This is a genomic window from Mesorhizobium sp. RCC_202, from assembly GCF_041355295.1.
Taxonomy (GTDB): domain Bacteria; phylum Pseudomonadota; class Alphaproteobacteria; order Rhizobiales; family Rhizobiaceae; genus Mesorhizobium.
On sequence record NZ_JBFUPO010000017.1, the window covers coordinates 92026 to 109723 of the forward strand.

At 63.7% G+C, this 17698-nt stretch carries 15 protein-coding genes; 7 read left to right on the forward strand and 8 right to left on the reverse strand.

All coding sequences use genetic code 11. The annotated features are described in order from the left end of the window. The first annotated feature begins 83 nt into the window (after positions 1 to 83). Complete coding sequence (locus AB6802_RS28300) at positions 84 to 1466, forward strand: MFS transporter (protein WP_371013501.1); 1383 nt, start codon at positions 84 to 86, stop codon at positions 1464 to 1466. A 26-nt stretch (positions 1467 to 1492) separates the two neighbouring features. Here the strand turns inward: AB6802_RS28300 and AB6802_RS28305 are convergent, their stop codons facing one another. Beyond that, positions 1493 to 2197 (reverse strand): nitroreductase, encoded by a 705-nt coding sequence (locus AB6802_RS28305; RefSeq protein WP_371013502.1) that lies wholly within the window; start codon positions 2195 to 2197, stop codon positions 1493 to 1495. Between the two features lie 226 nt (positions 2198 to 2423). Between AB6802_RS28305 and AB6802_RS28310 the strand changes: the two genes are divergently transcribed. The 5 genes from AB6802_RS28310 to AB6802_RS28330 are packed head-to-tail and all read left to right on the forward strand — an operon-like array spanning position 2424 to position 10013. Continuing rightward, positions 2424 to 3017: a helix-turn-helix domain-containing protein gene (locus AB6802_RS28310; RefSeq protein ID WP_371013503.1), complete on the forward strand. Its 594-nt coding sequence runs from the start codon at positions 2424 to 2426 to the stop codon at positions 3015 to 3017. Positions 3018 to 3038: 21 nt separating this feature from the next. Beyond that, positions 3039 to 5492, forward strand: a complete 2454-nt coding sequence (locus AB6802_RS28315; RefSeq protein WP_371013504.1) for an FAD-dependent oxidoreductase — start codon at positions 3039 to 3041, stop codon at positions 5490 to 5492. After that, positions 5489 to 6388 (forward strand): homocysteine S-methyltransferase family protein, encoded by a 900-nt coding sequence (locus tag AB6802_RS28320; RefSeq protein ID WP_371013505.1) that lies wholly within the window; start codon positions 5489 to 5491, stop codon positions 6386 to 6388. Before AB6802_RS28315 ends, AB6802_RS28320 begins: the two co-directional genes overlap by 4 nt. After that, positions 6388 to 7569: a pyridoxal phosphate-dependent aminotransferase gene (locus AB6802_RS28325; protein ID WP_371013506.1), complete on the forward strand. Its 1182-nt coding sequence runs from the start codon at positions 6388 to 6390 to the stop codon at positions 7567 to 7569. Before AB6802_RS28320 ends, AB6802_RS28325 begins: the two co-directional genes overlap by 1 nt. Then, positions 7566 to 10013 (forward strand): FAD-dependent oxidoreductase, encoded by a 2448-nt coding sequence (locus tag AB6802_RS28330; RefSeq protein ID WP_371013507.1) that lies wholly within the window; start codon positions 7566 to 7568, stop codon positions 10011 to 10013. Before AB6802_RS28325 ends, AB6802_RS28330 begins: the two co-directional genes overlap by 4 nt. Positions 10014 to 10158: 145 nt before the next feature. Here the strand turns inward: AB6802_RS28330 and AB6802_RS28335 are convergent, their stop codons facing one another. The 7 genes from AB6802_RS28335 to AB6802_RS28365 all read right to left on the reverse strand — a co-directional run bounded on the left by AB6802_RS28335 (position 10159) and on the right by AB6802_RS28365 (position 16950). Then, on the reverse strand, positions 10159 to 10746 hold the full coding sequence (locus AB6802_RS28335) for an NAD(P)H-dependent oxidoreductase (RefSeq protein ID WP_371013508.1): 588 nt from the start codon (positions 10744 to 10746) through the stop codon (positions 10159 to 10161). Continuing rightward, positions 10746 to 11327, reverse strand: coding sequence for an NAD(P)H-dependent oxidoreductase (locus AB6802_RS28340; protein WP_371013509.1), 582 nt, complete (start codon positions 11325 to 11327; stop codon positions 10746 to 10748). The genes AB6802_RS28335 and AB6802_RS28340 overlap by 1 nt, the downstream gene beginning before the upstream one ends. A gap of 205 nt (positions 11328 to 11532) precedes the next feature. Further along, positions 11533 to 12936, reverse strand: a complete 1404-nt coding sequence (locus tag AB6802_RS28345) for an FAD-binding oxidoreductase (RefSeq protein ID WP_371013519.1) — start codon at positions 12934 to 12936, stop codon at positions 11533 to 11535. Continuing rightward, complete coding sequence (locus AB6802_RS28350) at positions 12936 to 14237, reverse strand: cytosine deaminase (protein ID WP_371013510.1); 1302 nt, start codon at positions 14235 to 14237, stop codon at positions 12936 to 12938. The genes AB6802_RS28345 and AB6802_RS28350 overlap by 1 nt, the downstream gene beginning before the upstream one ends. Positions 14238 to 14270: 33 nt before the next feature. Next, positions 14271 to 15122: an ABC transporter permease gene (locus AB6802_RS28355; protein WP_371013511.1), complete on the reverse strand. Its 852-nt coding sequence runs from the start codon at positions 15120 to 15122 to the stop codon at positions 14271 to 14273. Beyond that, entirely contained in the window at positions 15109 to 15930 is an 822-nt protein-coding gene (locus tag AB6802_RS28360; protein WP_371013512.1) for an ABC transporter ATP-binding protein, read from the reverse strand. Before AB6802_RS28360 ends, AB6802_RS28355 begins: the two co-directional genes overlap by 14 nt. 15 nt (positions 15931 to 15945) lie before the next feature. Continuing rightward, positions 15946 to 16950: an ABC transporter substrate-binding protein gene (locus AB6802_RS28365; RefSeq protein WP_371013513.1), complete on the reverse strand. Its 1005-nt coding sequence runs from the start codon at positions 16948 to 16950 to the stop codon at positions 15946 to 15948. A gap of 253 nt (positions 16951 to 17203) precedes the next feature. On the opposite strand from AB6802_RS28365, the gene AB6802_RS28370 reads away from it, so the two are divergent. Next, positions 17204 to 17587, forward strand: a complete 384-nt coding sequence (locus tag AB6802_RS28370) for a RidA family protein (RefSeq protein ID WP_371013514.1) — start codon at positions 17204 to 17206, stop codon at positions 17585 to 17587. Positions 17588 to 17698: the final 111 nt, after the last annotated feature.

Here is a 17698-nt window from a genome sequence, read left to right on the forward strand (position 1 = left end):
AACGAATTCGACTTTATTCTCCCATGACTTTAGAGACTTCGGCGACGGCCACGACCCGCTTTGCTCCAGCGGACGGCCCGTCGATGCTGTTGCCGGCGACCGTCGCTTGCGGCGTGTTCATGACCAGCCTCGACCAGAACGTCATAGTCACGGCGTTGCCCGGCATCGGTGAGAGCCTCGACCGCCCGCCGAGCCAGCTCGGTCTGCTGATCACCGTCTATGTCGCCAGCCTCATCGTCACCATGCCGCTCGGCGGCTGGATGGCAGACCGTTTCGGCCTGCGCAACGTCTACTGCTTTGCGCTCTTGGTGTTCGCCGGCTCGTCAGCTTTGTGCGGCCTTTCGGAAAACATCTGGATGCTGGTCGGCTCGCGCGCCCTGCAGGGCTGCGGCGGGGCGCTGATGGGTACGCTTGGCCAGGTCGTCATCCTGTCCAGCTTCCCGCGCGACCGCACGCTGAAGATCAACATGTACATCTCGCTCGCCGGTCAGTCTGGACCGCTTGTGGGGCCACTGGTCGGCGGCGCGCTCACCACTTACGTCTCCTGGCGGTGGATCTTCTATATCAACATCCCGATCGCGCTGACTGCGGCGCTGCTTGCCGCGTCGTTATTTCCCACCACCACCAAGCCGGTGCGAACGCGTTTCGATTTCCCCGGCTTCCTGCTTGTGGGCTGCGGCATGGGGCTGCTGGTCTTCGGCATGGACTCGCTGGCCGCGAAGGACGCAGCCTCCAGCGTCATCGGTCTTGAACTCGGCCTGGCGATCGCCATTCTCACTGTGGCCGCCTTCTATTGCCTGCGTGCCCGCAACCCGCTGCTCGATCTCAATCTGCTGCGCATCCGCACTTTCCGCATCAGCTTCCTCACCGGCGGCGGCCTCGACACGATCGGCTTGAGCTCGGTCGTCTTCCTGTTGCCGCTGATGTTCCAGCTCGGCTTCGGCATGAGCGCCGTGCAGGCCGGATCGCTGACCTTCGTCGCCGCGATCGGGTCCTTGATGATGCGCGTCTTCATGCCCCGCCTTCTGAACCGCTTCGGCTTCAAGCGCGTTCTGGTCACCAACACGCCGATCGTCGCCTTGCTGGTCGCCGGCTTTGCCCTGATGCACGAGAACCTGCCGACCTGGACCGTGCTCGCCTATATCTTCGCCTTCGGCGTCTTCCGCTCGGCGCAATGGGCCTCGACCGGCAATCTCGCTTACTCGGATATCGCGCCGGAGCAGCTCGCCCGCTTCAGCGCGCTCTATTACATTCTTTGGCAGCTGGCGGTGGCGGTCAGCGTCGGCCTGGCGGCGGCCTTGCTGTCGCTGCTGGCCGGCGGCGGCCAGGCCAGCGTCAACGACTATCGCATCCTGTTCGTGGTCGAGGGCCTGATCACGCTCTGCGCGCTATCGGCCTATCTGCGGCTGACCCCGCAGGACGGCGCCCATGTCAGCGGCCATGGGGCGCATATGAACACCGACTAACTTCATCGCAGTAGATTTCGGCGACTCTATTCCGAGAACGTCACCCAGTCCTCGAGCGGCGCGCGGTCGGTGCGGAATTCATTCTCGGGTTTGGACGTGTCCTCATAACCCAGCGCCATGCCGCAGACGACGATCTCTTCGTCGGGAATGTTGAGCACCGGCCTTATTTGCCGGTGATAGGGCGCGAAAGCAGCCTGCGGACAGGTGTGCAGGCCCCTGCCCCGCGCCGCCACCATGATGTTTTGCAGAAACATGCCGTAGTCGATCCACGAGCCCTGGTTCAATCGCCGGTCGATGGTAAATATCATGCCGACCGGCGCGTCGAAGAAGACGAAGTTACGGTCGTGCTGGGCGCGCATCTTGTCGACCTCGCGGCGGCCGATGCCGAGCGCGCCATAGAGCCCGAAACCGTTGGCACGACGGCGCGTCAGATAAGGCTCGAAGAATTGGGTCGGGTAGTAGCGGTATTCGTCCCAATCGGCCTTCTCGGCGCGGATGCCGGAATTGAGGATGGCGTCGCTGATCTGCTGCTTGATCTCGCCTTTGGTCACATAGACCCGCCAGGGCTGCATGTTGGTGCCCGAGGGCGCGCGCGCGGCGACCGCCAGTATGGCGCGGATCGTGTCCTCGTCGACCATATCGGACAGGAAGGCGCGCACCGAACGGCGCGACAGGATCGCCTCGTCGACGATGGCCGCATCCTTGGCTATCCGGCTGTTGTTTTCCAGCATGGGCCGTCCTTTTGCGCATGCCCGGAACCGGAGACCGGTTGCCCGAAGGACCATGCGCAGACTCAAATCTCAAACCTGGTCCCGACCGGACGCCCCACTCGCCGCTCGTGCGCGAGCCTTTGCATCAACAGGCGGAATCGCGCAAGCAAATCTTGTGGCCTATGAAAATCCTCTTGATTTTTTCACAAGCCTGCCCTCTCATGAAATTTATTCGGATTTTTTCACGATGCGATTGACCCCGACCGCCGCCAGAACGGAGCAGGACAATGGCGACCGGCTGCTTGCCGGCGACATCCGCGCGCTGCGCAAGGCGCGCGGGCTCACGCTTTCGGAAATCGCCCTCAAGCTTGGCCGCTCCGTCGGCTGGGTCAGCCAGGTTGAGCGCGGTCTTTCGGTTCCTTCGCTCGGCGATCTGCGCGCCTTCGCCGACCTCTTCGGCGTTCCGATCAGCCTGTTTTTCAGCCATGACGTGCCGGACGAACAGGAGCGCGGCGTCATCGTGCGCGCCGGCCGCCGGCGCGTGCTTGGCACAAGTGAATCCGGCCTGGTGGAAGAGCTTCTGTCGCCCGATCTCGGCGGTAGTTTCGAGATGGTGCGCTCGGTGTTCGCGCCCGGCGCGGAGATGAAGACGGCATCGCTGCGGCCGACCGAGGAGGCAGGTTACATCGCTTCGGGCCAGTTCGACATCGAGATCGCCGGCGTCTGGCATCGTCTCAGCGAAGGCGACTCGTTTCGCTTCGAGCGCAAGCCTTATCGCTGGCGCAATCCGGGGACCGAACCGGTGGTCGTGATCTGGGTGGTTTCGCCGCCTGTTTATTAGGTTAAGTTTGGGAGGATAAAAATGGCCGGTTTGCCGACCACGGCACGCGTGGTGATCATCGGGGGCGGTGTCGTCGGCGCTTCATCGCTATATCACCTCTGTAAAGCGGGCTGGACCGACTGCGTGCTGCTTGAAAAGAACGAGCTGACCTCCGGCTCGACCTGGCATGCCGCCGGCAACGTGCCGACCTTCTCCTCGTCCTGGTCGCTGATGAACATGCAGCGCTATTCGACCGAGCTTTACCGGGGCCTTGCCGACGCCGTCGACTATCCGATGAACTACCATGTCACCGGCTCGCTCAGACTTGCTCACAGCAACGAGCGCATGCAGGAGTTCCAGCGCGCCAAGGGCATGGGCCGCTACCAGGGCATGGACATCGATGTGGTCGGCGTCGACGAGATCAAACGCCGCTATCCCTTCATCGAGACGCATGAGCTGAAAGGCGCGCTCTACGACCCGAGCGACGGCGACATCGACCCGGCCCAGTTGACCCAGGCGCTCGCCAAAGGCGCGCGCGACATGGGCGCGAAAATCATCCGCTTCTGCCCGGTCACCGGCGTGCGCCGCGAGAACGATGAATGGGTGGTCGAGACACCGCAAGGCGAGATCCGCTGCGAAATCGTCGTCAATGCCGCCGGCTACCGTGCTGCGGAAGTCGGCAAGATGTTCGGCCGCGACGTGCCGATGATGGTGATGAGCCATCAGTACATTCTGTTCGAGGAAATTCCCGAACTCGCCGCCTGGTCGAAGGAACAGGGGAAAAAACTGCCGCTGCTGCGCGATGTCGACACCTCCTACTATCTGCGCCAGGAAAAGAGCGGCATGAATCTCGGCCCCTATGAGCGCAATTGCCGCGCGCATTGGGCGAGCCACAACGATCCAATGCCGGATGATTTTTCCTTCCAGCTCTTCCCCGACGATCTCGACCGCCTCGAGCACTATCTCGCCGACGCCGTCGCGCGCGTGCCGATCCTCGGCACCGCCGGCCTTTCCAAGGTCATCAACGGACCGATCCCCTATGCGCCGGACGGCAATCCGCTGATCGGGCCGATGCCGGGCGTGCCGAACGCCTTCGAGGCCTGCGTCTTCACCTTCGGCATCGCGCAAGGCGGCGGCGCCGGCAAGGTGCTGGCGGAGTGGATCACCGAGGGCCAGACCGAATGGGACATGTGGTCCTGCGACCCCCGCCGCTTCACGTCCTTTGCCGCCGCGCCCGACTATTGCGTCGCCAAGGGCCTGGAGATCTACGGCAACGAATACGCCATCCAGTTTCCACGTCATGCCTGGCCGGAGGGGCGCGACCGCAAGCTGTCGCCGCTGCATGACCGCATCAAGGCGCTCGGCGGCCAGTTCGACGCTTACAACGGCTGGGAGCGCGCCACCTGGTATGCGAAGCCCGGCGACGATACGTCGGAGGAATCAACGCTGACATTCCGCCGCGACGGGCCTTGGCAGCGCAGCGTGCGCGAGGAATGCCTCGCCGTACGCGACGCCGCGGGGATCCTCGACCTGCCCGGCTTCTCGCGCTTCAACCTCGAAGGTCCGGGCGCCGCCGACTGGCTGGCGCTGCAGGTCACCGGCCTGGTGCCGAAGCCCGGCCGCATCGGGCTGGTCTATTTCGCCGACGACAAGGGCCGCATCGTCACCGAGATGTCGGTGGTACGCCATGGCGAGGACCAGATGACGCTGATCACCGCGGCAGTGGCGCAATGGCACGATTTCGAATGGCTGAAGTCGCACATGCCGAAAGACGCTGCCTTCACCCTGACCGACCGAACCGAGGAATACTCAACGCAGATCCTCGCCGGCCCCAACGCGCGGAAAATCCTCGCCGAGGTCTGCGATGCCGACCTCACCTTGCCTTGGCTCACACATCAGGAAACGACGATCGCCGGGCGCTGGGCAAAGCTGGTGCGCGTGTCCTTCGCCGGCGAGCTCGGCTGGGAAGTCCACACCAAGATCGCCGACACCGCCACGGTCTTCGATGCGGTCTGGGCAGCCGGCCAGAAGCACGGCCTGAAGCCGTTCGGCATGTACGCGCTGGATTCGCTCAGGCTCGAGAAAGGCTACCGCACCTGGAAAGGCGACCTGAGCACCGACTATTCGATCCTGCAGGGCGGATTGGAGCGCTTCGTGAAATGGGAAAAACCGGAGTTCCGCGGCAAGGCCGCACTGCAGAACGAAAAGCAGCAAGGTGTGAAGAAGCGATTCGTCACCTTGGTCGTCGAGAACCCGGGCGATTGCGATGCGCCTTACATGTCGACGCTCTGGCATGACGGCAAGATCGTCGGCGAGACGACGTCCGGCGGCTGGGGCCACCGGGTCGAGAAATCGATCGCGCTCGGCACGTTGCGCACCGATCTGACCGAACCGGGCACGGCGGTCGAAGTTGAAATCTTCGGCGACCGATTCAAGGCTGTCGTGCAGAACGACGAGCCGCTCTGGGATCCGAAGAACGAGAGGTTGCGGGCATGACGTCTATCATCCTCACTGACGGCGGCATGGGCCAGGAACTGGTCCGGCGCAGCAGTTCCGAACCGACGCCGCTATGGTCGGCCAGGGTACTGATCGACGAGCCCGACCTGGTGCGCGACCTGCATGCCGAATTCATCCGCGCCGGGGCCCGCGTCATCACCATCAACACCTATTCGGCAACCCCGGAGCGCCTTGCGCGCGAGGGCGCGGAAGACCTGTTCAAACCGCTGCAGAAGCGCGGCATCGAACTGGCGAGACAAGCGCGAGACGAAGCCGGCGACGTGGCTATCGCCGGCTGCCTGTCGCCGTTGTTCGGCAGCTACGCGCCGGCGCTGACCATCTCGTTCGAAGAGACGCTCGACATCTATCGCCGCATCGTCGCCGAGCAGGCCGAGGGCGTCGATCTGTTCCTGTGCGAGACAATGGCTTCCACAGAAGAAGCGCACGCGGCGGTCACCGCGGCCTCGGAAAGCGGCAAGCCGGTTTGGGTGTCCTGGACGCTCGCCGACCACGGTGCGCCGCGCCTGCGCAGCGGCGAAACCGTAGCCGAAGCGGCCAGTGCGCTCGACGGCCTGACGGTCGCGGCTCGGCTGCTCAACTGTTGCCGGCCCGAAGCCATCACCGCTGCCTTGCCCGAACTCATCGGCCTCGGCGGCCCGGTCGGCGCCTATGCCAACGGCTTCACCTCGGTCGAAGCGCTCGAGCATGGCGGCACGGTCGACGTGCTGCACGCCCGCCACGATCTCGATCCGAAGGCCTATGCCGACCAGGCCATCGGCTGGGTCGACGGCGGCGCGCAAATCGTCGGCGGCTGCTGCGAGGTCGGACCAGCCCATATCGCAGCCCTGCGCGACCGGCTCGTGCAGGCCGGCCACCAGATTTCGGGAGTGTCCTGATGCCCAGACCATCAAAGCGCATCACCGGCATCGTGCCTTCAGGCAAGGATGGCTGGGAAGTTCACTCGGCCGCCTGGGCGCGCAAACAGGCCGGCGAGGACATCATCATGCTCTCGGTCGGAGATCATGACTTCGACACGCCCTCGGAGACGATCGAAGCCTGCGTCAATGCCGTTCGCGGCAGCAACCATCATTACACGCCGCTTCCCGGCCTGCCGCGTCTGCGCAAAGCGATGGCGGCGGCCGCCACCGCTTGCAGCGGCATCCTGACCGAGCCTGAGGAAGTGATCGCCACGCCCGGCGGCCAGGCAGCGCTTTACGCCGCCGTGCAAGGCGTGCTCGACGCGGGCGACCACGCTATCGTCGTCGCGCCCTACTACGCCACTTACCCGAACACCTTCAGCGCCGCCGGCGCCAGCTTCACCGTGGTCGAAACTCCAGCCAAGGACGGGTTTCAACCCCGCGCGGACATGATCCACGCGGCGCTGAAGCCCAACACGCGCGCCATCCTGATCAACACGCCGAACAACCCGACGGGCGCGGTCTATTCGCGCGAGCGGCTCGAACAGCTGGCCGCGATCTGCAAGGAACACGATCTCTGGCTGCTGTGCGACGAAGTCTACTGGACGCTTGGCGGCGGCGAGCATATCTCGCCGCGCTCGCTGCCCGGCATGGCCGAGCGCACGCTGGTCATCAACTCGATGTCGAAAAGCCACGGCATGACCGGATGGCGCATGGGCTGGCTGACCGGCCCGAAGGCGATGATCGCGCTGATGACCGATCTCAACCTGGTGACGACCTACGGCCTGCCGGCCTTCATATCGATCGCCTGCGCGGAGGCGCTTGAGAACCACTATGGCGTCAAGGAGATCGCCGAGCGCTACGCGGCCCGCCGCACCATCTTTCTCGACGCCATACGAGGCGCCAACGAGGTCACCGTGCGCGGCTCGGAGGGCGGCATGTACATCATGCTCGATGTCTCCGCCGTCGAGCCCGACGACGAGAAATTCGCCTGGGCGCTACTCGACAAGGAAAAGGTCGGCGTCATGCCCGGATCGAGCTTCGGCGAGGCCGCCGCCGGCCATATCCGCATCAGCCTCTGCCAGCCTGAACCCATTCTCAAGGAAGCAGCGCTGCGCGTGCGCCGCTTCGCTTCCAACTATCGCCGCGAGGCCGCATGACCAAGACGATCCCAACAAAGGCCCGCGCCGTGATCATCGGCGGCGGCGTCTCCGGCTGTTCGGTCGCCTATCACCTCGCCAAGCTCGGCTGGACCGACATCGTTCTGCTCGAGCGCAAGCAACTCACCTCGGGCACGACCTGGCATGCGGCCGGTCTCATCGGCCAGTTGCGCGGCTCGCAGAATATGACGCGGCTGGCCAAATATTCGGCCGACCTCTACGTCAAGCTCGAAGCCGAGACAGAGGTCGGCACCGGCATGCGCCAGGTCGGCTCGATCACCGTCGCGCTGACCGAGGAGCGCAAGCACGAGATCTACCGGCAGGCATCTTTGGCCCGCGCCTTCGATGTCGACGTGCGCGAGATTTCGCCCCGCGAAGTCAAAGAAATGTACCCGCATCTCAACGTCTCGGACGTGGTCGGCGCCGTGCATCTGCCGCTCGACGGCCAGTGCGACCCGGCCAACATCGCCATGGCGTTGGCCAAGGGCGCCCGCCAGCGCGGCGCGGCGATCATCGAGAACGTCAAGGTCACTAAGGTGCATACCAGGAACGGTCGCGTTTCCGGCGTCTCCTGGGCACAGGGCGACGAGCAAGGCACGATCGGGACCGGCATCGTCGTCAACTGCGCCGGCATGTGGGCGCGCGAACTCGGTGCCCAGAACGGCGTCACCATCCCGCTGCACGCCTGCGAACACTTCTATCTCGTCACCGAGCCGATCCCCGGGTTGACCCGCCTGCCGGTGCTGCGCGTGCCGGACGAATGCGCTTATTACAAGGAAGACGCCGGCAAGATGATGCTCGGCGCCTTCGAGCCAGTCGCAAAACCCTGGGGCATGGACGGCATCCGCGAGGATTTCTGCTTCGACCAGTTGCCCGAGGACATGGACCATTTCGAGCCGATCCTCGAAATGGGCGTCAACCGCATGCCGATGCTGGGCTCAGCCGGCATCCACACCTTTTTCAACGGCCCCGAAAGCTTTACGCCGGACGACCGCTACTATCTCGGCGAGGCGCCGGAACTTGCCGGCTACTGGATGGCGACCGGCTATAATTCGATCGGCATCGTCTCTTCCGGCGGCGCCGGCATGGCGCTGGCGCAGTGGATCGACGATGGCGAGGCGCCCTTCGATCTCTGGGAGGTCGACATCCGCCGCGCTCAGCCGTTCCAGAAGAACCGCCGCTATCTCAAGGAGCGGGTCTCTGAAACGCTCGGCCTGCTCTATGCCGACCATTTCCCCTATCGGCAGATGGCGACCTCGCGCGGCGTGCGCCGCTCGCCGCTGCACGAGCATCTGAAGGCGCGCGGCGCCGTCTTCGGCGAAGTCGCCGGCTGGGAACGCGCCAACTGGTTCGCCCGCGAGGGCCAGGAACGCGAATACCGCTATTCCTGGAAGCGGCAGAACTGGTTCGACAACCAGCGCGAGGAGCATCTGGCGGTCCGCAACGGCGTCTGCCTGTTCGACATGACCTCTTTCGGCAAGATCCGCGTCGAGGGCCGCGACGCATGCGCCTTCCTGCAGCGCCTCTGCGCCAACGACATGGATGTCGCGCCGGGCAAGATTGTCTACACCCAGATGCTCAACCAGCGCGGCGGCATCGAGAGCGATCTCACTGTGACGCGACTTTCGGAGACGGCCTATTTCCTCGTCGTGCCGGGCGCTACGTTGCAGCGCGACCTTGCCTGGCTGAGACGCCACGTCGCCGACGAGTTCGCCGTCATCACCGATGTGACCGCGGCTGAAGCCGTCATCTGCGTGATGGGGCCCGACTCGCGAAAACTGATCCAGAAGGTCAGCCCGAACGACTTTTCCAACGAGGCCAATCCGTTCGGCACCTTTCAGGAAATCGAGATCGGCATGGGGCTGGCCCGCGCCCACCGCGTCACCTATGTCGGCGAACTCGGCTGGGAGCTCTACGTTTCGACCGAACAGGCGGCGCATGTCTTCGAGGCGATCACTGAAGCCGGCGCCGATACCGGCCTGAAACTATGCGGCCTGCATACGCTGGATTCCTGCCGCATCGAAAAGGCCTTCCGCCATTTCGGCCACGACATCACCGATGAGGACAATGTGTTGGAGGCCGGCCTCGGCTTCGCCGTGAAGACGGCCAAGGCCGATTTCATCGGCCGCGATGCCGTGCTGAAGAAGAAGGAAGCCGGACTGAGCCGCCGGCTGGTGCAGTTCCGCTTGAGGGATCCTGAGCCCCTGCTCTTCCACAATGAGGCGATCCTGCGCGACGGCCGGATTGTCGGCCCGATCACCTCTGGCAATTACGGCCACCATCTCGGCGGCGCGATCGGCCTCGGCTACGTACCGTGCCAGGGCGAGAGCGAGGCGGACGTGTTGGGTTCGAGCTACGAGGTGGAGATAGCCGGCGAGCGTTTTGCCGTGGAAGCCTCGCTGAAGCCTATGTACGACCCGAAGGCGGAACGGGTGAAGATGTAGCGGCTTTTCCTTCTCCCCGTTCCACGGGGAGAAGGTGCCCGAAGGGCGGATGAGGGGCGGCGCCAGCATCTCGTAAGTTCGCGCTGCCCCTCATCTGCCTGCCGCCATCTTCTCCCCGTAGAACGGGGAGAAGAAAGCTAATTCCTTAAAACCGGTCCAGCCTCGCCCTTACTTTCGCCAGAAATGCCGCACGGCTCTTCGGGGTCGAGGCATCCATCAGATAATGCGCCAGGAAAAACGTCCGGCAGCGTTTGGCGCAGAGCGCCCGCATGCCGCGCAAAAGGGTCTTGCGGCCGGGCTGGCCGACGACGACGCTCCACCAGGTCGGCGCGCCGCAGGTGGTGATGACGCCGACCTTGGTGACATGCGTCATCAGCGAAGTGATCCGCCCCTTGCCGCCTGGCAGCTTGAAGGCGACATTCGTCGCCCAGACACGGTCGAGCCATCCCTTCAGCATCGCTGGCAGGCCATACCACCAGGTCGGATAGATGAAGAGGATCGCCTCGGCCCATTTCAGATGCTCGAAATGCGGCTTCAGCGCCGGATCATCCGGCGCCTGATCATTGTAGCTGCGACGCTCCTCGCACCCCATCACCGGATCGAATTTTTCCGCATAGAGGTCGAGCAACCGCACCTCCCAGCCCCTCGCCTTCAGCACGTCCACGGCGGTGTCGCGGATGGCCGCGCAAAAGCTCTCCGGTACCGGGTGGCAATAGACGACCAGCGCGCGCATCAGAATGAATCCATGCCGGCCGCGACCTTGGTCATGAAGGCTTTACGAGTCTCGTCGGTCGACAAATTCATCGCGTAATGCGCCAGGTAAGTCACCGGCGCGCCCGGCTTCACGGTGGCGCGCAGCATGCGCTTGATCAGTTTGCGCGGCGGATCGCCCATCAGCATGGCGCGGAAGCGACTGCCGCCATAGGTGGTGATCGCCGCGACCTTACGGATGTTGTGCAATGATGGCTGCACTTTGCCGTCGACCAGCTTGAACGACACGCCGGGCAGAAACACGCGGTCGAAGAAACCTTTCAGAATTGCCGGGTAGCCGTAATTCCAGACCGGAAAGGACAGCACCAGCGCCTCGGCCTTTTGCAGCCTTCCGACATAGGAGGCGACCGCATCGTCCGGTCCGCGCGGGTCGTGGTAGCCGAGCCGCTCGGCGCGCGTCAGTCGCGGATCGAAATCTTCCGCGTAGAGATCGCAATCATCGACCATATGGCCCGCCGCCTCCAGTCGCTCGACGATCGTCCGGTGCAAGCCAGCATTGAAGCTGGTCTCCACCGGATGAGCGTAGAGGACGAGGACTTTCATGGGAAAGGATTGCCCATGTCAGCGCGAGGCCCCCCTCTCTGCCCTGCCGGGCATCTCCCCCTCAAGGGGGGAGATTGGCAGTTCTTGCGCCGCGCCTGTCCCTCCAACGTTGAAGATAGGCGAAAGCGGCGAAGCGAATGATCTCCCCCCTTGAGGGGGAGATGGCCGGCAGGCCAGAGAGGGGGGCCTAGGCGCAAACCTATCATCAGCCCGCCTTCTGCAGTCCCTTGAACAGGAATGTCCGGCCCGATCGATAGTCGTAGTCCGGATTTTCCCAGGCGATCATCTTGCCAGGATTGAGCAGCCCCTGCGGATCGGTCTCGCGCTTGAAGGCGAGCTGGATCGCGTCGGTCTGCTTCATGCCGCCCTCCTCCAGCGTGTAGCGGTGCGGGTTGAAGATCGGGCAGCCATTCTCCTCATGCAGGCGGATGATCTCGTCGAGCCGCGCCTCGGTGGTGAATTTGACCAGCGGCAGACCGAAGCAGGTGATGTTGCCGTCGAGGCGCACGAATTCGAGATGCGAAAACACCTCACCCGGGAACATGGCGTCCATCTTCTCGACCAGCGCCAACTGGTTGGGAAACGGATAGAGCGACTGCAGGTAAGTGATGGAAGGATCGACGCGTAGCGCCCTCAGCGTCGTATGGTTCCAGGCAAGTTCATAGGCCGGCGGCAGGCCCTTCTTGTCTTCGTCCGTCGCCGTCGCCGCGTTGAAGATAATCTCGCCGCCAGCGCGGCGGGTGAAAGCGAGGAAGGCATCCAGCCCGTGCCTGGCCACCATGACGACGCAGATGCTTTGCCCCTGGCGGAAAAATTTCTGGTGGCGTTTGAAATAGAGCTGCGGCACGGGCGCTGCGATCGGCGTGATCAGCTTGGTCAGGATGCCGTCCTGGCATGCCAGCGCATTGCCGTAGCGGGCTGCATCCATGAAACGGTCGAAGCCGACAATCACATCGATCCACTCATAGGCTGCCGTCAGCGGCATCTCGACTTCGGTGATGATGCCGTTGGTGCCGTAAGCATGCGTCACCTTGTGCAAATCCTCGCCGGTGAGTTCGAGCACCTTCGGCTCGGCCTCCATGGTGACGACGCGCAGCCGCAGCACATTGCCGAAATCGCGCAAGCCGCCGAAATTGATCGAGCCGACCCCGCCGGAGCCACCGGCGATGAAGCCGCCGATCGAGGCCGTGTTGTAGGTCGAAGGCGACAGCCGCAGCTCCTGCCCGGAATGCACCCGCGTCGCCTTGTCGATGTCGGCGAGGATCGCGCCAGGTCCGGTCACCACGCGGCCCGGCGCGATCGTCTTGATCTCGCTCATTTCAGCCAGGTTGAGCACCACACCGCCCGACAACGGCATCGCCTGGCCGTAATTGCCGGTGCCGCTGCCGCGTGGCGTCACCGGGACGCCGTGCTTGTGGCAGGCGGCCAGAACGCGGATTACCTCATCCTCGCTCTTCGGCGTCACGATCAGATCGCCTTTGACATGGTCGAGCTGCGCTTTCAGCACCGGGCTGTACCAGTAGAAGTCGCGGCTCTTCTGCTGGACGATCGCAGGATGGTCGTCGATCTTCAGCCCTTCGAGATCGCGCTTCAGCGCCGCGATATCCATCATCCCACCATCAGTTCGTCGAGCTCGGCATAGTCGGGCAGTTGGCGCTCGATCGCTCGGCCCGCGCGCACGACGATGCGATCCGATTCGGGTCGCGACAGCAATTCCGTCCAGCTGCGGCCCTTGAAGACGATGAAATCGGCGCTGCCGCCGGCGGCCAGCGTGCCGGCACCATCGAGCCGCATCACCTCGGCGGGCGCCGCCGCCACGGCCTTCGGCCAGTCACCGACCGGATGGTCGAAATGCAGGATGCGCGTAGCCATGCGATAGACTTCGAGCATGTCGAGATCACCATAGGCGTAGAACGGGTCGCGCGTGTTGTCGGAGGCGACCGCCACCTTGATGCCGCGCGCCTTCATCTCGTGCAACAGCGTCACGCCGCGCCAGCGCGGCGTCGTGGCGTTGTTGCGCCGGTCCTGCAGATAGAGATTGCACATTGGCAGCGACACGACGGCCAGCCCCGCCTTCGCCACCTTGTCCAGCGTGTCGAGCACGTCGAGATCCGGCTGCCGCGCCAGTGAGCAGCAATGGCCAACAAGGATATTGCCCTCAAAACCGTTCCACAGCGAGGCTTCCGCGATCTTCTTCAAGGAGATGGCCGCGACATCGTCGGTCTCGTCGGCGTGAAAGTCGAGGTCAAGCCCGTGCTTGATCGCTTCGGCGAACACCTTGTCGATAAGCTCTTCGAGATCGGGCACCATATAGGTAACGACGCCGAGCACGCCTTTGGCGGCGGCGACGCGTTTCGCCAGTTTCTCGAACCATTTCCTGTCGCGCACGCCTTCGATGCCGATCAGGCAGGCCGCCTGGAGGTCGATGCGGCCGCGCCAGGTCTCGCGCATCGCCTCGAACACCGGCCAGGAAATCTCCTCCTGCGGCGCCACACTGTCGAGATGCGTGCGCACGGCCCTGGTGCCATGCGCGTAGGCCGAGCGCAGCGAGAAATCCATGCGCCGAGCCACATCTTGTGCGCTCCAGCGCGCGGCCCGGTCGGCACCGGTGGCGTTGAGCGCGCCCATGAAGGTACCGTCGGGATTAGGCTTGCGCGGCCAGATATGGCCTTTGTCGATATGGGTGTGGCAATCGACGAAACATGGCAGGACGATGCGACCACCAACGTCGATCGCCTCGGCGCCAGCGTTCGATTTGCCATGCGCCGCAATGCTGGAGATCTTCCCGTCGGCGACAGCGATGTCGACAAGCGCGAAACCGTCAGTGTCGAAAATTGCGGCCAGCCCAGGCGTCAGCGAGCGGTGAACGCGGGCGTTGGCCAGCCGGTATGAGGCGGAGTCCGGAATCAAATGCAGCTCTCCTGGGTGACGAGCCTAACCACCCTAGCGCTCCTGCTTCAGCGCGCTCTCATGCCAGCGCCGCAGGATGAGATGCGACACCAGCGACAGCACCAGGAAAATCAGGATGCCGGTGAGCGAGATCAGGATCAGCGCCGCGAACAGCCGCGGTGCGTTGAGCCGGTAGCCGGCCTCGATGATGCGCGACGCCAGACCTGACGACTGCCCCTGTGCGCCGGCGACGAATTCCGCCACCACCGCGCCGATCAGCGACAAGCCGCCGGCGATCTTCAGGCCGCCGAGGAAGTAAGGCATCGCCGCCGGCAGGCGCAGATAGCGCAATTGCTGCCAGTGCGTCGCGCCATTGAGCTTGAACAAGTCGCGCAGGTTGCGGTCGACCGAGTTCAACCCGAGCGTGGTATTGGAGAGGATCGGGAAGAAGGCGACGATCCAGGCGCACAGCAGCAGTTTCACCGTCTGGTTGTCCACATAGATGTTGATCAGCGGGAAGATGGCGACGATCGGCGTCACCTGCAGAACGATGGCGAAGGGGAAGAACGACATCTCCACCCATTTCGATTGCGCAAACAGCACCGCCAGCCCGACACCGCCGATAACGGCCAAAAGCAGGCTGAGAAAAGTGATCCTCAGCGTCACCAGGAGCGACGAGAACAACAGCCCGGCATCGTTATACAGCGTCTGCAACACCACGCCTGGCCGCGGCAGGATGTATTGCGGAATCTCGTTCCAGACGCAGATGCGGTCCCAAAGCCAGATCGCCAGCACCATGATCGCCAGCGGCAGCACCCATCGGCCGATGCGCTCCAGCCGTTCCTGGCGAACACGGCGCGCCTCTTCGGGGTCGAGCTTGAGCGCTGTTTCTTCAATGGCCGTCATGATGCGGTCCAACAGTTGAGTTGATGGCGTCGACCAGCACGTCCGAGGCCTGCCGGCAAAGCGCGGCATAGTCGGGCGAGGTCCGGAATGCTTCGTCGCGTGGATAAGGCGCGTCGACGGCGAGTTCCCCAAAGACACGGCCCGGTCGCGCCGCCATGACGACGACGCGGCTGGACAGGAACACGCTTTCGAACACGCTGTGGGTGACGAAGACAACGGTGAAGCGCTCGTCCTGCCAAAGCTCCAGAAGGTCGTTGTTGAGCTTGAAGCGGGTGATTTCGTCGAGCGCGGCGAACGGCTCGTCCATCAACAGGATGCGCGGCTTGGTCACCATGGCGCGCGCGATCGAGACGCGCATCTTCATGCCGCCGGACAGCTCGCGCGGCACCGCGTTCTCGAAGCCGGTGAGATGGACGCGCGACAGCATCTCCATCACCGCCGGTTCGGCCTTGGCGCGCGACACGCCCTTCAAGCGCAGCGGTAGCCAGACATTGTCGAAGACGCTGGCCCAGGGCAGCAGCGTCGGCTCCTGGAAGACGAAGCCGATGTTGGAGCGGTCGATCGAGCCTCCCCAGTCGAGCTGGCCCGAGGTCGGCGTCGACAGGCCGGCGATCAATCGCAGCGCCGTGGATTTGCCGCAGCCGGAGGGTCCGAGCAGGCTCAGGAAATCGCCTTCCCGGATCGCGAGATCGACCTTGCTCAGCGCCGTGACGCCGTTGGAAAAGACCTTGCCGACATTGCGCAACGAAAGCAGCATCGGGGCTTCACCCGATGCTGCCGGTATCTGCGCCACTTTCTCCTGGATCATCTCAGGCAGGCCGTTTTACTTCTTCAGCTCCAGCCCGACACCTTTGTTGATGAAGGCCAGCGTATAGGCCTTCTTGATATCGATGCCCGGCTGCGCGACCTTGGCCTTGACCATCTTGTCGTAGAAACTCTGGATGCGGGCTTCGGTCATGGCGCCGATGCCGAGCTTTTCCGAATCGCCGGAATCGACCACGCCGAACTTCTTCATCTGCTCGATCGAGAAGGCGATCTGCTCATCCGTCATGTCCGGATTGTCCTTCTTGATCATCTCGTTGGCGGCCTTGTTGTCGCCGTAGAGATAATTGTACCAGCCCTTGGCCGAGCCATCGACGAAGCACTGGACCACCTCCGGCCGCTTGTCGATGGTGTCCTGCATCACCTCGACGGTCGTCGCATAGGTATCCCAGCCATAATCGGCGAGCAGGAACTGGTTGGGGACGAAACCGGCCGCCTTCTGCACCGCGAAGGGCTCCGACGTGACATAGCCCTGCTGGATCGACTTCTTGTTGGCGATGAAGGGCGCCGGGTTGAAGGTGTAGGGCACGCGCTTGGCGGCATCGTAGCCGAGCTCGGTGACCATCCATTGGAAGAAGGTCTGCGCGCCCTCGTCGCCGAGGATATACTGGTCGGCGTTCTTCAGGTCTTCCCACTTGTCGAGCCCCTGCCCCGGCTGGGACATGATGACCTGCGGATCCTTCTGGAAGTCGGACGCGACGACGCGCATCGGAATGCCCTGCTGCACGGCATCGAAAGCCGACAGCAGATTGCCGCCCATGTAGAAATCGATCTTGCCGGCAAGCAGCATCGGCCGGCCGCTGACCTGCGGCCCGCCCTGCATGATGGTAACATCGAGGCCGCAAGCGGCGTAGGTGCCATCGGCGACCGCCTGGTAGTAACCGCCATGCTCCGGCTCAGCCAGCCAATTGGTGCCGAACGTGGCTTTCTCGTTCGCGGCCGCGTTGAGCGTGCCTGCCGCCAGCAGGGCAATCGAGCCTGCCAGGATATTCCCTCTTCCGATCATCAACATCACCCTCTGTTGGCTCCGGCGCGCAACGCGCGGAGCTCGACACCATTGTTTCAAGAAGCAAGACACATGCCACCGCCTGGGCCGCCTGCTTGCGCGACAGTCACCCCAAAGACCGGACGGGTCATGCTGTACGAAAGGCATCGTGCCTATTTTTTGGACGCCTGTCCATAATCGCCCGGCCGGCATGCACGGCATCTTGAGGGGTCCGCCGTCCAGCCTTAGGCTGGCTGCAAATCGGAGATTGCCAATGTTCAGATTCCTGACACCGAAGTCGATCAAGCCGCCCTTCGCCCGCTACAGCCACGGCGTCGAGATCCCCGCGGGCAAAAGGCTGGTGCTGTGTTCGGGTCAGGTTGCCATCACCGCGGATGACCAGATCCCGGAGGATGCCGGCGCCCAGACGGAACTATGCTTTCAGAACATAGCCGCGATTCTGGGCGAGGCCGGGCTCGGGCTCTCCGACATCGTGCGCATCAACACCTATGTCACCGATCGCGCCTTCCTGCGTCCCTATATGGACGTCCGCGACCGCTTGTTTACCAGCCCGGCGCCGGCCTCGACACTGATGATCGTTTCCGGCTTTGCCCGCCCGGAATTCAAGGTCGAGGTGGAAGTGTTGGCCGCGGGCTGACGGTTGCCGATGGCTGTCAGGCGCACTAGACCGTCTAGGGCCTGTTGAGATTCATCTTGAGTTTATGACGGCGGCGGCGAGATGGATAATGGCGTTGAAGCTCTGGTCGGT

Excerpts from the sequence above, each read along its gene's own strand:
- AB6802_RS28315 (WP_371013504.1), top strand. The coding sequence starts at position 3,039 with ATGGCCGGTTTGCCGACCACGGCACGCGTGGTGATCATCGGGGGCGGT.
- AB6802_RS28310 (WP_371013503.1), top strand. The coding sequence starts at position 2,424 with ATGCGATTGACCCCGACCGCCGCCAGAACGGAGCAGGACAATGGCGAC.
- AB6802_RS28345 (WP_371013519.1), bottom strand. The coding sequence starts at position 12,936 with ATGGATATCGCGGCGCTGAAGCGCGATCTCGAAGGGCTGAAGATCGAC.
- AB6802_RS28305 (WP_371013502.1), bottom strand. The coding sequence starts at position 2,197 with ATGCTGGAAAACAACAGCCGGATAGCCAAGGATGCGGCCATCGTCGAC.
- AB6802_RS28365 (WP_371013513.1), bottom strand. The coding sequence starts at position 16,950 with ATGATCGGAAGAGGGAATATCCTGGCAGGCTCGATTGCCCTGCTGGCG.
- AB6802_RS28340 (WP_371013509.1), bottom strand. The coding sequence starts at position 11,327 with ATGAAAGTCCTCGTCCTCTACGCTCATCCGGTGGAGACCAGCTTCAAT.
- AB6802_RS28330 (WP_371013507.1), top strand. The coding sequence starts at position 7,566 with ATGACCAAGACGATCCCAACAAAGGCCCGCGCCGTGATCATCGGCGGC.
- AB6802_RS28335 (WP_371013508.1), bottom strand. The coding sequence starts at position 10,746 with ATGCGCGCGCTGGTCGTCTATTGCCACCCGGTACCGGAGAGCTTTTGC.
- AB6802_RS28355 (WP_371013511.1), bottom strand. The coding sequence starts at position 15,122 with ATGACGGCCATTGAAGAAACAGCGCTCAAGCTCGACCCCGAAGAGGCG.
- AB6802_RS28370 (WP_371013514.1), top strand. The coding sequence starts at position 17,204 with ATGTTCAGATTCCTGACACCGAAGTCGATCAAGCCGCCCTTCGCCCGC.
- AB6802_RS28360 (WP_371013512.1), bottom strand. The coding sequence starts at position 15,930 with ATGATCCAGGAGAAAGTGGCGCAGATACCGGCAGCATCGGGTGAAGCC.
- AB6802_RS28320 (WP_371013505.1), top strand. The coding sequence starts at position 5,489 with ATGACGTCTATCATCCTCACTGACGGCGGCATGGGCCAGGAACTGGTC.
- AB6802_RS28300 (WP_371013501.1), top strand. The coding sequence starts at position 84 with ATGCTGTTGCCGGCGACCGTCGCTTGCGGCGTGTTCATGACCAGCCTC.
- AB6802_RS28325 (WP_371013506.1), top strand. The coding sequence starts at position 6,388 with ATGCCCAGACCATCAAAGCGCATCACCGGCATCGTGCCTTCAGGCAAG.